This window comes from Marinobacter adhaerens HP15 (genome assembly GCF_000166295.1).
GTDB classification, from domain to species: domain Bacteria; phylum Pseudomonadota; class Gammaproteobacteria; order Pseudomonadales; family Oleiphilaceae; genus Marinobacter; species Marinobacter adhaerens.
Map to the genome: position 1 here is coordinate 1,013,417 of NC_017506.1, position 12,917 is coordinate 1,026,333.

Annotated in this window: 10 protein-coding genes; 5 read left to right on the forward strand and 5 right to left on the reverse strand. The window is 59.6% G+C overall.

Translation table 11 applies throughout. The features are described from left to right. Positions 1–2: 2 nt before the first annotated feature. The 4 genes from HP15_RS05000 to HP15_RS05015 form a co-directional block, all read right to left on the reverse strand. A complete protein-coding gene (locus HP15_RS05000) occupies positions 3–809 on the reverse strand; it encodes an enoyl-CoA hydratase-related protein (RefSeq protein ID WP_014576482.1) in 807 nt (268 codons plus the stop codon). Between the two features lie 14 nt (positions 810–823). After that, positions 824–2,431: a carboxyl transferase domain-containing protein gene (locus tag HP15_RS05005; protein WP_014576483.1), complete on the reverse strand. Its 1,608-nt coding sequence runs from the start codon at positions 2,429–2,431 to the stop codon at positions 824–826. Between the two features lie 207 nt (positions 2,432–2,638). Beyond that, entirely contained in the window at positions 2,639–3,808 is a 1,170-nt protein-coding gene (locus HP15_RS05010; protein ID WP_008170605.1) for an isovaleryl-CoA dehydrogenase, read from the reverse strand. 29 nt (positions 3,809–3,837) lie between these two features. Beyond that, positions 3,838–4,281: a MerR family transcriptional regulator gene (locus HP15_RS05015; RefSeq protein ID WP_014576484.1), complete on the reverse strand. Its 444-nt coding sequence runs from the start codon at positions 4,279–4,281 to the stop codon at positions 3,838–3,840. A gap of 104 nt (positions 4,282–4,385) precedes the next feature. Between HP15_RS05015 and HP15_RS05020 the strand changes: the two genes are divergently transcribed. The 4 genes from HP15_RS05020 to HP15_RS05035 all read left to right on the forward strand — a co-directional run bounded on the left by HP15_RS05020 (position 4,386) and on the right by HP15_RS05035 (position 9,278). Then, the gene (locus HP15_RS05020; RefSeq protein ID WP_014576485.1) at positions 4,386–5,147 is read left to right on the forward strand and encodes a 3-hydroxyacyl-CoA dehydrogenase; all 762 of its coding nucleotides are present in this window, start codon (positions 4,386–4,388) and stop codon (positions 5,145–5,147) included. A gap of 24 nt (positions 5,148–5,171) precedes the next feature. Beyond that, positions 5,172–6,323, forward strand: a complete 1,152-nt coding sequence (locus HP15_RS05025) for an acyl-CoA dehydrogenase family protein (protein WP_014576486.1) — start codon at positions 5,172–5,174, stop codon at positions 6,321–6,323. A gap of 16 nt (positions 6,324–6,339) precedes the next feature. Next, on the forward strand, positions 6,340–7,521 hold the full coding sequence (locus HP15_RS05030) for a thiolase family protein (protein ID WP_041645081.1): 1,182 nt from the start codon (positions 6,340–6,342) through the stop codon (positions 7,519–7,521). A gap of 419 nt (positions 7,522–7,940) precedes the next feature. Then, positions 7,941–9,278 carry a sodium-dependent transporter gene (locus tag HP15_RS05035; protein WP_014576488.1) on the forward strand — a complete coding sequence of 446 codons (1,338 nt, stop codon included), beginning with the start codon at positions 7,941–7,943 and terminating at the stop codon, positions 9,276–9,278. On the opposite strand, the gene HP15_RS05040 is transcribed toward HP15_RS05035, so the two are convergent. Then, positions 9,265–11,181 (reverse strand): sigma 54-interacting transcriptional regulator, encoded by a 1,917-nt coding sequence (locus HP15_RS05040; RefSeq protein ID WP_014576489.1) that lies wholly within the window; start codon positions 11,179–11,181, stop codon positions 9,265–9,267. The two genes, HP15_RS05035 and HP15_RS05040, sit on opposite strands and share 14 nt — an antisense overlap. A 312-nt stretch (positions 11,182–11,493) precedes the next feature. Here HP15_RS05040 and HP15_RS05045 point away from each other — a divergent pair, with 312 nt between their 5' ends. Then, entirely contained in the window at positions 11,494–12,915 is a 1,422-nt protein-coding gene (locus HP15_RS05045) for an ABC transporter substrate-binding protein (RefSeq protein WP_014576490.1), read from the forward strand. The last annotated feature ends 2 nt before the right edge of the window (positions 12,916–12,917 follow it).

The window sequence follows — 12,917 nt, forward strand, 5'->3', positions numbered from 1 at the left end:
TGTTATTCTTCCTCCGGAACCCAGTTGGCCTTGCGCTTGTTCAGGAAGGCGCTGAGCCCTTCCTGCCCTTCTTCACCCACCCGGATATCCGCGATGCGGTGTGCGGTGTCGTCAATCACGTCGTCGTTGATGGGCTTGTGGCTGACGGCGAATACCAGGTCCTTGGCGGCTTTCATGGCCTCGGGCCCGTTCATGGCCAGTTGCTGGAGCATCTCGTTGCAGCGGGCTTCCATGGCATCGACATCGTCACAGACGATGTGTACGAGGCCGTATTCCTGAGCCTGCTTGGCAGTGAATACTTCGGCGGAGATGAAGTACCGCCGGGCCTGGCGTTCGCCGATGGCGCGCACCACGTAGGGGCTGATCACGGCCGGAATCAGGCCGAGCTTCACTTCGCTGAGGCAGAAGCTGGATTTCTCGGTGGCGATGACGATGTCGCAGCAGGCGGCAAGGCCCACAGCGCCGCCGAAAGCGGCGCCCTGCACCAGGCCGATCACGGGCTTGGAGAGGTGGTTGAGTACGTTCATCAGTCGCGCCAGTTCCCGGGAATCATCCAGGTTTTCCTGGCGGCTGTTCTCGGCCATGCGGCGCATCCAGCCAAGGTCGGCCCCGGGCGGAGAAGTGCTTGCCTTCGGAGCGCAGATGACGACTTTCACGCTGTTGTCGGCATTCACCTCGGTGAGGGTGCTGATCAGCTGCTGGATGATCACGTCGTCGAAGGCGTTGCGTTTGTCAGGGCGGTTGAGAACCACCTCGGCAATGCCTTCGTCGCGACGTTTGAGCAGAACTGCGGATTCGTTGTCTGTCATGTCAGTCTCCCCGATTACATCCGGAACACGCCAAAGCGTGTCGGCTTGGCGGGTCGGTTAAGGGTGGCAGACAGGCTCAGGGCAACCACTTCCCGGGTCTGGGCCGGGTCGATGACGCCGTCGTCCCAGAGGCGGGCACTGGCGTAGTACGGGTGGCCCTGGTGTTCGTAGGTGTCGATGATCGGCTTCTTGAATTCAGCTTCTTCCTCGGCGCTCCATTCCTGGCCCTTGCGCTCCATGCCTTCACGGCGAACGGTGGCCATAACGCCGGCGGCCTGTTCGCCGCCCATCACCGAGATGCGGGCGTTCGGCCACATCCAGAGGAAATCCGGGCTGTAGGCACGGCCGCACATGCCGTAGTTGCCCGCGCCGAAGGAGCCACCGATCAGTACGGTGATCTTGGGCACGTTGGCACAGGCCACGGCCATAACCATCTTGGCGCCGTGCTTGGCGATGCCTTCGGATTCGTATTTCTGGCCAACCATGAACCCGGTGATATTCTGCAGGAACAGCAACGGGATGTTGCGCTGGCAGCACAATTCAACGAAGTGGGCGCCTTTCTGGGCGGCTTCGCTGAACAGGATGCCGTTGTTGGCGATGATGCCCACCGGGTAGCCGTGGATATGGGCAAAGCCGGTGACCAGGGTCTGGCCGTAATAGCGTTTGAATTCGTCAAACTCGGAACCGTCGACTGTGCGGGCGATGACGTCACGCACGTCAAACTGCTTGCGCAGGTCGGTGCCAACGATGCCGTAGATTTCCTCGGCGTCGTACAGCGGTGCCTTGGGCTTGCGGATTTCCACATCCGTTGGCTTGCGACGGTTCAGGTTGGAGACGCTGCGCCGGGCGATTTCCAGGGCGTGTGCGTCGTTCTCGGCGTAGTGGTCGGCCACACCGGAGATTTTACAGTGTACGTCGGCGCCACCCAGGTCTTCGGCGGTCACTACTTCACCGGTGGCGGCTTTCACCAGCGGCGGGCCGGCCAGGAAGATGGTGCCCTGGTTGCGGACGATAATGGATTCATCCGCCATGGCGGGCACGTAGGCGCCACCGGCGGTACACAGGCCCATGACGACGGCGATCTGCGGGATGTCGTCGGCAGACATGCGGGCCTGGTTGTAGAAGATGCGGCCGAAGTGCTCACGATCCGGGAAGACTTCGTCCTGGCGGGGCAGGTTGGCGCCGCCGGAGTCGACCAGGTAGATGCACGGCAGGCGGTTCTGCAGGGCGATTTCCTGGGCGCGCAGGTGTTTCTTGACGGTCAGCGGGTAGTAGCTGCCGCCTTTCACGGTGGCGTCGTTGGCAATGATCATGCATTCGGTGCCAGAGACGCGGCCCACGCCGGCGATGACGCCTGCAGCGGGGACTTCTTCATCGTAAACGTTGTAGGCGGCGAACTGGCCAATTTCCAGGAACGGGGAGCCGTCGTCCAGGAGGCGGTTGATGCGCTCTCTGGGGAGCAGCTTGCCACGGGCGATGTGGCGCTCCTGGTAGGAGGGGCCGCCGCCTTGCTGGATGGTGGAAACTTTGTCGCGCAGGTCGGCTACGGCCTGGGCCATGGATTCCTGATTGGCCTGGAACTCTTCGGACCTGGGATTAATCTTGCTTTGAAGTATTGTCATTTTTTCGGGCCTCGAGGTTCGGGGCGGCGGGACTGGCAGGGAATCTTTCCGGGAACCGCTACGAGCACATCCATGTGCGCTTGACGTCGGCCATCCATGGCCGCCGACATTCCCGGAAAGACACCCTGCCAGTCCCTCGTTGTACTTTGGGTGCAAGCCGTCCCCGGCTTATCCGGCTGCGGACGGCTACTGGCTTGAAGCTGCGCGTTATTTGTTCAGGTACAGCTCACGGCCGATCAGCATCCGGCGAATCTCGGACGTTCCGGCACCGATCTCATACAGCTTGGCGTCCCGCAGCAGGCGGCCTGTCGGGTATTCGTTGATGTAGCCGTTACCGCCGAGCAGCTGGATGGCGTCCAGGGCGATTTTGGTGGCCATTTCGGCGGAGTAGAGGATCGCGCCGGCGGCGTCTTTACGGGTGGTTTCCGCGCCACGGTCGGCAGACATGGCAACCATGTAGACGTAGGACTTGGCGGTGTTCATCCAGGTGTACATGTCGGCGACTTTGCCCTGGACCAGTTCGAATTCACCGATGGCCTGGCCGAACTGCTTGCGCTCGCGGATGTAGGGTACGACCACGTCCATAGCGGCTTGCATGATGCCCAGGGGGCCGCCAGAGAGAACCAGGCGTTCGTAGTCGAGGCCGCTCATGAGGACTTTGGCGCCGTTGCCAACACCGCCCAGCACATTTTCCTTGGGTACTTTGCAGTCCTGGAACACCAGTTCACAGGTGTTGGAGCCGCGCATGCCGAGCTTGTCGAGTTTCTGGTGACGGCTGAAGCCCGGGGCGTCGCGCTCTACGATGAAGGCGGTGACACCCCTGGAGCCGGCGGAGGTGTCGGTCTTGGCGTAGATGACGTAGGTGTTCGCATCCGGGCCGTTGGTGATCCACATTTTGTTGCCGTTGAGGAGGTAGTGGTCACCTTCATCTTTGGCGGTCAGTTTCATGGAGATGACGTCGGAGCCGGCGTTGGGCTCGGACATGGCCAGGGCGCCAATGTGCTCGCCGCTAACGAGCTTCGGCAGGTATTTCTGTTTCTGTTCTTCGGTGCCGTTGCGGTGAATCTGGTTCACACACAGGTTGGAGTGGGCACCGTAGGAGAGGCCAACGGAGGCGGAAGCACGGCTGATTTCTTCCATGGCGATGACGTGCGCCAGGTAGCCCATGTCGGAGCCGCCGTATTCTTCGCTCACGGTGATACCCAGCAGGCCCATGTCGCCCATTTTCCGCCACAGGTCCATGGGGAACTCGTTGTTGCGGTCAATTTCCTCGGCGCGCGGTGCGATTTCGGAAGCAGCAAAGCCGTTGATCTGCTCGCGGAGCATATCGAGGGTTTCGCCGAGGCCGAAGTTGAGCTCTGAGTATTGTGATTTCATCGTTGGCTACCTTTGATTTCTGTCATTCATTAGTTTTCAGCGGTCTGCCTGGCTTCTTCTTTCGCCGGCGCCTGCTGTTTCTTTTTCTTCTGCAGCTCGGCCAGGGCTTCTCGGCACCGGGCTTCGGCTGTATCCATTTCCATTTCTGCCTGGGCAATGTCGTTTTTCTGCTGTTCCAGCTGAGCCCGTTTGTTTTCCAGGATGGTCAGCATCTTCAGCAGCTGTTTTTCATTGCCGCTGAGGGTTTCGTCCCACAGATCGAACAATTCTTTTGTTTCCGCGAGGGAAAATCCCATTCGCTTGCCGCGGAGAATAAGCTTCAGACGCACTCGGTCTTTTGAACTGAAGATCCGTGTCTGCCCGCGCCGCGTGGGCCTGAGCAGCTCCTGATCCTCGTAGAAACGAATGCTCCGGGTTGTCACGTCGAACTCTTTGGCGAGCTCGCTGATGCTGTATGTCTGTTTAATGTCCATTGGGATTTCCTTTTTAGACTTAGGTTAGATAAAGTTTACGTAAACGTAAAGTAGTTTTAGGGTCCGATTTTTAACAAACAGAATCCTGAAAAGGGGAGTGAACGATGGAATTCAAAAATGTGGCAGCCATTGTAACAGGCGGTGCTTCCGGGCTGGGCGAGGGTGCAGCCCGTGCGCTGGCGGCATCCGGATGCAAGGTGGCGATCCTGGATCTGCAGAAAGAGCAGGGCCGCAAGGTAGCCGAGGACATTGGCGGGATTTTCCTTGAGTGCGATGTAAGCTCCCCCGACAGCGCCGAAGCGGCCATCAACGCTGCCCGTGAGGCCCATGGCCCCTGCGGTATTGCTGTGAACTGCGCTGGTATTGCCACGGCCTCGAAGATTCTGGGCCGCGAGGGCGTGATGCCGCTGGAGAACTTCAGCAAGGTTATTCAGGTCAACCTGATTGGTACCTTTAACATCCTGCGCCTGGCGGCAGCGGATATGGCCCAGCGCGAACCCAACGCCGATGGTGAGCGCGGTGTGATTATCAACACCGCGTCGGTGGCCGCCTACGAGGGCCAGATTGGCCAGGCGGCCTACAGTGCCTCCAAGGGCGGTGTGGTATCGCTGACCCTGCAGTCCGCTCGTGAGCTGGCTCGCGAAGGCATCCGTGTAAATACGATTGCACCGGGCCTGTTCATGACGCCCATGATGGCGGGTATGCCCGAGGAAGTTCAGGAAAGCCTGGCGGCCACGCTGCCGTTCCCGAAGCGCCTCGGCAAGCCGGAAGAATTCGGCATGATGGTTGACCAGATGGTGCGCAACCCGATTCTCAACGGCGAAGTGATTCGTCTGGACTGCGCGCTTCGCATGGCGCCCAAGTAAAGCATTCAGTTGCAGGAGACATACATGACCGTGTCTGTTGATAAAGAAGAACTGGCGATGTTCCGGGATTCCGTTATCAAGGTCCTGGAAAAAGAAGTGACGCCGCACTACGAAGCCTGGGAAAAATCCGGGCTGGTTCCCCGCGAGCTCTGGAACACCCTGGGCAACGCCGGGATGCTCTGCGTGGATGTACCCGAAGAGTGGGGTGGCATAGGTGCGCCTTTCCAGTTCTCCGTGGTGGTGGGTGAAGAGCTGGCCCGCATGGGATTCGGCGCGCTGTCCACCAACGTGATGGTGCACTCGGACATCGTGGCTCCCTACCTGAGCCACATGGGTAATGAAGAGCAACGGCAGCAGTGGCTGCCCAAGCTGGTCTCCGGCGAAGCCGTTGGCGCCATTGCCATGACCGAGCCCGGCGCAGGCAGTGACCTGCAGGCGATCCGCACCAGCGCGGTGAAAGATGGCGATGAGTACATCCTTAACGGCTCCAAGACCTTCATCACCAACGGTCAGCATGCCGATATGGTCATCGTTGCCGCGAAAACCGATCCGAAGGCTGGCGCCCGGGGCATCAGTCTGTTCCTGGTGGATACCTCACTGCCTGGCTTCAGCAAAGGCCGCAATCTGGACAAGATCGGCCAACATTCCGGGGATACTTCCGAGCTGTTCTTCTCCGACATGCGCATCCCGGCTTCCGCGCTTCTTGGCGAAGAGGGGCAGGGGTTTGTGTACCTGATGAAGGAGCTGCCCCGGGAGCGGCTGGTGATTGGCGCCCTTGGCGTGGCTGCCGCCCGTGGCTCCCTGGATCTGACCATTGCCTACGCCCAGGAGCGGGAACTGTTCGGACAGAAACTGGCCCAACTGCAGAACACCCGCTTTGAAATCGCGCGCATGGAAACCGACTACCGGGTGAACAAGGCGTTCGTGGACCAGTGCATCGACCAGTACGACCTGGGCGAACTGGACGCGCCAACCGCCTCCATGGCCAAGTACAGCGCCACAGAAATGCAGTGCCGCGTGGCCGATGGCTGCCTGCAGCTGTTCGGCGGTTACGGTTACACCACCGAGTACCCGATTTCCCGAGCCTTTATCGACGCGCGGGTGCAGCGAATCTATGGCGGCACCTCGGAAGTCATGAAAGAAATCATTGCCCGCTCTGTGCTGGGCAAAGCCTGATCAAGTGAGGAAAACCATGAGCAACAACGACGTAGTGATTGCAGGATCAGCGCGCACCCCCATGGGTGGCATGATGGGCTCCCTCAGCTCCGTGCGCTCCCCGGATCTGGGCGCCATCTCCATCAAGGCGGCCATTGAACGCTCCGGCCTACAGCCTGCGGATGTGCAGGAAGTGATCATGGGCTGCGTGCTGCCAGCAGGCCTCGGCCAGGCCCCGGCCCGCCAGGCTTCCCGCGCCTCCGGCATTCCCGATAGCTCCGGCTGCACCACCATCAACAAGATGTGCGGCTCCGGTATGCAGGCCGTGATCATGGCTCACGACCAGATCAAGGCCGGTACCAATAACATCATGATCGCCGGCGGCATGGAAAACATGAGCCAGGCGCCGTACCTGCTGCCCAAGGCCCGCGGTGGTATGCGCATGGGCCACGGTCAGGTAATGGACAGCATGTTCCTGGATGGTCTGGAAGACGCCTACGAAGGCGGCCTGATGGGTGTCTTCGCACAGCGCACCGCTGATAAATACGACATCAGCCGCCAGGCCATGGACGAATTTGCCATCGGCTCCCTGCAGAAATCCCTGGCAGCCATCGAAAACGGCTGGTTCCGGGACGAGATTGTCCCGGTCACCGTTTCTGGTCGTGGCGGCGACACCGAAGTCGACACCGACGAGCAGCCGGGCAACGCCAAACCGGAGAAAATCCCGCACCTGAAGCCGGCCTTCGCCAAAGACGGCTCCGTGACTGCCGCCAACTCAAGTTCCATTAGCGATGGCGCCTCCGCCCTTGTGCTGGCCTCCGCCGCCGAAGCCGACGCCCGTGGCCTGACACCCCAGGCCCGCATCGTGGCCCACGCCACCCACGCACGTCTGCCGGCCGAGTTCACCCTTGCGCCCATCGGTTCCATCGAGAAGGTGCTGAAGAAAGCCGGCTGGAGCGTGGACGACGTGGATCTCTTCGAGATCAACGAAGCCTTTGCTGTGGTGACCCTGGCAGCCATCAACGAGCTGAAACTGCCGGCTGACAAGGTCAACGTCCACGGTGGCGCCTGTGCCCTGGGGCATCCGATCGGTTCTTCCGGTTCGCGGATTATCGTTACCCTGATCAATGCCCTGAAGCAGCGTGGTCTGAAGCGCGGTGTGGCTTCGTTGTGTATTGGTGGTGGCGAGGGGACTGCCGTTGCCATCGAGTTGATTTGATCGGTTCTTGTTGTAGCCTGCCCGGCTAGGGGCGGGCTGCGGGGTGGCCGGTGAATTTTTCTTGGAAAAAGAACTCGCTTCGCTCAGACACCTTTTTCCGGCGAAAAATCCACCGGTCACCCCGCGCCGAGATACTCTCGAGATATCGCGATTTTCAAAATCTTGCTTTCTCTTTTTTGAAGAAGTGCATTCCTTAGTCCGAAGGACGGTGGTGGGGGTACCTTTTCTGGCGGGAAAAAATGTCTGAGCGAAGCGAGTTGTTTTTCCCAGAAGAAAAGGTACCCCCACTTCCGGCCATCCCCCAAGGCAGAAGTCTCACCATCCCAGAAAGCCTGACTTGATATCAGTCATGCGACCAACTCGATGATTTGCTAGCCTTCAATGCATTGAAATTCCCCGGCATTGGAGAAAGACCCCCCGTGCGAAAGCGCCACGAGTTTATTGAGGAATCCCGCAAACAGTGGAGTTCCGAGCCTGCGTTTGTGGCTTCGATGGCCGCAGCGGCTGTGGGGCTCGGGAACCTGTGGCGGTTTCCGTACATGGTGGGGGAGAACGGTGGTGGCGCTTTTGTGGTGGCTTATCTGCTGGCGCTGATTGTGGTGGTTTTGCCCATCATGATTCTGGAAGTGTCGGCGGGGCGTCTTTCCAAGGGTAGTACGGTTCAGACCTACCGGCAGGTGAACCGCTTCGGCGTGGTGTATGGCTGGTTTGTGGTGCTGATCACCGTTGCCATTACCAGCTATTACCTCGTGATCACCGGTTGGACCCTGGGTTATGCAGTGGATGCGGCAACAAACAACCTCCAGGTTTTTGATGACTTTACCGCGGGGTACAACTCGCTTTGGTATTTTTTCGCGGTCACTGTGGTGGGGGCGATCATCCTGGCCAAGGATGTAACAGCGATCGAGCTGTTGTCGAAGATCCTGATGCCGGTGTTGATCGTTGTGATGATCGGGCTGGTGATTCTGGCCAGCCGCACATCCGGCTGGGAGCAGACCAAGGATTTCTTTTTCCAGGTGGACTGGAGTCGCCTCACGGACGGCAAGCTCTGGGCGTTTGCCTTCGGCCAGGCGTTCTATTCTCTGGCGATTGGCCAGGGTTACCTGGTGACCTATGGCAGCTTTATTCCCCGACAGACTCACGTGCCCCGGGCCTGTCTGATTGTTGCTGGCACGGAGACCAGTGTGGCGCTGCTGGCGGGCTGGATGATCTTTCCGTTTGTGTTCAGCCTGGGTATGGAGCCGACCGAGGGCAGTCAGCTGGCGTTTGTGACCATGCCGCGGGTGTTTGAGGATATGGCTGGCGGCTACTGGGTGGGTACGCTGTTTTTCAGCCTGTTTTTCATGGCGGCATTCAGTTCGAGCCTCGCCGGGCTGAAGGTGATGATTGCGGCGGTGGCGGAAGAGTTTCGGCTCAGCAATGGCAAGGCTGTGAGTCTTGTTACCCTAATGATGCTGGTGCTTGGAACGGCATCCGCACTGAGCTTCACGCCGCTGGAATGGAATATTGCCGGTGAGCCGGTGCTGGATGTGATCGACCGGGTGGCCGGGGGTAATGTGATTATTTTCTCCGGGGTGTTGGGCGCCGCTTTGTTCTGCTGGTTTATTCCGCCCGAGAAAATCCGGACGGTGTTGGGTACCCAGAGCCGTTGGTGGGAGTGGCGGATCTACCTGATTGGCCGCTATCTGCCGCTGGTGATGCTGTTCTGGATTGTGGTGACCTACGCCCTGAACCAGGTGGGCATTACTCCGGCCTGACCTGGAATTCTCTCGGTTCGATCTTCAGCTTTTTCAGGCGCGAGGTCAGCGTGGTTGGTTTGATGCCAAGCATGGCGGCCGCGCCGTCGTCACCAAAGACCCGGCCACTGCTCATGGTAAGGGCCCGGGTGAGGTTCTGTTTCTCCAGCTCCCGCAGCTCCTGTTCCGTCATCAAGTCACCGCTGTAATGTCTCGCCGGGGCCACTTCTGCCGGGGTGGTTCGTGCAGCGGATTCCGGCCCCGGCAGGTCCAGATCCAGCCGACCGTCTGAGGTGATTACCTGGCGCTCGATCACGTTCTCCAGCTCCCGCACATTGCCGGGCCAGTGGTAGGCTTTCAGAGTTTCAACGTCACGCTCTTTCAGGGCCAGCTGCGGTCTGTTGAACTTCTGGCAGGCCCGGTTCAGAAACTCCTGGGCGAGGATGGGAATATCCTCCAGGCGCCGGCGCAAAGGCACGGACTCGATGGGGAACACGTTCAGGCGAAAATAGAGATCTTCCCGGAACGTTTTCTCCTGGACTTCCGATTTCAGGTCCCGGTTGGTGGCGGCAATCACACGAACATCCACCGCCCGGGTGTTGTTTTCGCCCACACGCTCGAATTGCTGATCCTGCAGCACCCGGAGCAGTTTGCCCTGAAGTTCCAGCGGGATTTCACCCACTTCGTCCAGGAAGAGCGTGCCGCCATCGGCCAGTTCAAACCGGCCCACGCGGTCGCTGACGGCACCGGTGAAGGCGCCCTTGATGTGGCCGAAGAACTCGCTCTCGAACAGATCCTTGGGGATGGCCGCACAGTTCACCCGAATTAGCGGGCGGTCTCTGCGGCTGCTGGACTGGTGGATGGCACGGGCGATCAGCTCCTTGCCTGTGCCGGATTCACCGGTGATCAGCACGTTGGCATCGGTGGGCGCCACCATGCCGATCCGTCGCACGATGGCTTTGATTGCCTCGCTCTGGCCAAAGATTTCGTGGAAATGATACTCGGCGCTGAGCTCCTCCTGTAAATAGGCATTCTCCATTTCCAGCCGGTGTTTGAGGGTCTCCACTTCCTCCAGCGCTTTCTGCAGCTCCTTCTGGGCCTCCTGCCGTGCCGATATGTCCCGGAATACCACCACTGCGCCTACCGGATGCCCGTTATCCAGAATCGGCGTGCTGGTGTATTCCACCGGGAAGCCGCTGCCATCCTTGCGCCAGAACCAGTCTTCGCCCACGCGCTTCACGCTGGCATCGCGGAAGGCGGCGTAGATCGGGCAGTCCTTGAGTGGGTAAAGGCTGCCATCGGCATGGGAGTGGTGCACCACGCGATGCAGAACCCGACCCATAAGCTCGTCAATTCGCCATCCCAGCATGCGCTCGGCGGCGGGGTTTGCGAAGGTGCCGCGCCCCTCGGCATCCACCCCGTAGATGCCTTCCCCGACAGCATGAAGAATCAGCTGGTTTTCCCGCTCCATGTCCTTGAACAGCTCTTCCACCCGCCGCCATTCAAGCAGGCCGCCCCGATGGTAGTGGTTGGCATCGTGGCGTTCCCGAAGGGTTCGCAGCTGCCGTCTGTCCCTCAGTAACAGCAGCACATTCTGGGTTTCCGCCTCGCCAACTCTGGATGAGGAGATCTCCAGTTCCACGGTATGGCCGTCCCGGTGCTGGAGAAAGAAGTCGCGGCTCCAGCCGTGGCTGCGAAAGAGGGTTTCCTCGGTGAAGGCAATCAGTTGGGGGCGCTGGTCGGTGAACAGGTGGGTGCATGGCGTTCCGACGAGGGATTGCCGGTCGGAGCCGATCATTCGGCCCATGGCGCTGTTGGCGGACAGAATCAGGTCCCTGCCTGCATCTACCAGCAGGGCAGCCTCTGGCAGGTGGTCGATCCAGTTTCCGGTAAGTTCCGGGGCATTGATGGCTTCTGTAATCATGGCGATGTCCTGGGGTCAGTCCGGGAAAACAAAACAAACCCTGTGCCAACTACGAAAAATCGCAGTTAAGACTACGAGAAATCGTGTATTACGAAAGTTCGTAGTCGTTCCGTTTGCAGGTGTTTTAATTTTATTTAAATAAAAACAGTCAGTTAAAAAATAACCGGACTTGGCACAAACCGTGCGATAGCTCTCTCAGAACGCGGAGCCGACCCGACCATTTTCAGCCTCGGGCCCGAGCCGCACCTTTGTTGCACCGTGAGAGTGCAGAAATAACCCAAAACTTAGGTCCCAAACCCAGGAGAGTGCGCCATGACTACGAAAAGCCTTGGAAACCCGTTCGACGGTGACAAGTCCCTGATTCATGCCAAGACCTGCGGCTGCCCCGAGTGCAAACCCGGCGACAGCACCCCGTCGATTTCCCTCGATCTAAAGCCCTCTACCGGCCAGCAGGCAGTTGCTGACGAGCATCTGGATTCAGAAGCGATGATGGATCGCGCCATCGAGGGCGCGGTGGTGCGCTCGGTGTTTGGTCACAACGAACACAGCCGGCGCGCCTTCATGAAAATGATGGGCGCGGGCACCGCGGCGGCGGTTCTGGGCAGCGTGTTCCCGATGGAGAAGGCCAAGGCCGCAGTGAAGGAGTCGCTGGGCAAGCTCGAGAAGACCAAGCTGAACGTTGGTTTTGTGCCGATCACCTGCGCCACGCCTATCATCATGGCCCACCCGATGGGCTTTTATGAGCGTTACGGCCTGGATGTGACCGTTACCAAGACCGCAGGTTGGGCGGTGGCCCGGGACAAGTCCCTGGCCGGCGAATACGACGCCTCACATATGCTTACTCCGATGCCCCTGGCCATGACCATGGGCGCGGGCTCCACACCGGAGCCGTTCATCATGCCGGCCGTTGAGAACATCAATGGCCAGGCCATCGTGCTGCACGTCGACCACAAGGACAAGCGCGACCCGAAACAGTGGAAAGGCTTCAAGTTTGGCGTGCCGTTCGAGTACTCCATGCACAACTTCCTGTTGCGTTACTACCTGGCCGAGAACGGTATCGACCCGGACAAAGATGTGCAGATCCGAGTGGTCCCGCCACCCGAGATGGTTGCCAACCTCCGCGCCGGTAACCTGGATGGCTACCTGTCACCGGATCCGTTCAACCAGCGTGCTGTTTGGGAGAAGGTGGGCTTCATCCACATGCTGACCAAGGACATCTGGGAAGGCCACCCTTGCTGCGCCTTTGCCTGCAGCAAGCAGTTCGCGACCCAGAACCCGAACACCTACGGCGCCCTGTTGCGCGCCATCATCGACGCGACGCAGTACTCCAACAATCCGGATAACCGTAAGGAAATCTCCGAAGCTATCGCACCGAAGAACTACCTGAACCAGCCGGTACCGGTGATTCAGCAGGTGCTGACCGGCTACTACGCCGATGGCCTTGGCGAGGTAAAAGACGTGCCGGACCGCATCGACTTCGACCCGTTCCCGTGGCACTCCATGGGCGTGTGGATCCTCACCCAGATGAAGCGCTGGGGTTATATCGAGGGTGATGTGGACTACAAAGGCATTGCCGAGCAGGTCTACCTGGCGAGCGAGACCGGCAAGATCATGGAAGAACTGGGTTACACCGCTCCGGACAAGACCTACAAGACCCACACCATCATGGGCAAGACGTTCGATTCTGATCGTGCCGAAGAATACGCACGCAGCTTCGACATCGGGAGGGTGTAACC

What these genes read in the sequence shown, in the direction of transcription:
- HP15_RS05000 (WP_014576482.1), bottom strand. Translation starts at nt 809, where the DNA reads ATGACAGACAACGAATCCGCAGTTCTGCTCAAACGTCGCGACGAAGGC.
- HP15_RS05005 (WP_014576483.1), bottom strand. Translation starts at nt 2,431, where the DNA reads ATGACAATACTTCAAAGCAAGATTAATCCCAGGTCCGAAGAGTTCCAG.
- HP15_RS05010 (WP_008170605.1), bottom strand. Translation starts at nt 3,808, where the DNA reads ATGAAATCACAATACTCAGAGCTCAACTTCGGCCTCGGCGAAACCCTC.
- HP15_RS05015 (WP_014576484.1), bottom strand. Translation starts at nt 4,281, where the DNA reads ATGGACATTAAACAGACATACAGCATCAGCGAGCTCGCCAAAGAGTTC.
- HP15_RS05020 (WP_014576485.1), top strand. Translation starts at nt 4,386, where the DNA reads ATGGAATTCAAAAATGTGGCAGCCATTGTAACAGGCGGTGCTTCCGGG.
- HP15_RS05025 (WP_014576486.1), top strand. Translation starts at nt 5,172, where the DNA reads ATGACCGTGTCTGTTGATAAAGAAGAACTGGCGATGTTCCGGGATTCC.
- HP15_RS05030 (WP_041645081.1), top strand. Translation starts at nt 6,340, where the DNA reads ATGAGCAACAACGACGTAGTGATTGCAGGATCAGCGCGCACCCCCATG.
- HP15_RS05040 (WP_014576489.1), bottom strand. Translation starts at nt 11,181, where the DNA reads ATGATTACAGAAGCCATCAATGCCCCGGAACTTACCGGAAACTGGATC.
- HP15_RS05045 (WP_014576490.1), top strand. Translation starts at nt 11,494, where the DNA reads ATGACTACGAAAAGCCTTGGAAACCCGTTCGACGGTGACAAGTCCCTG.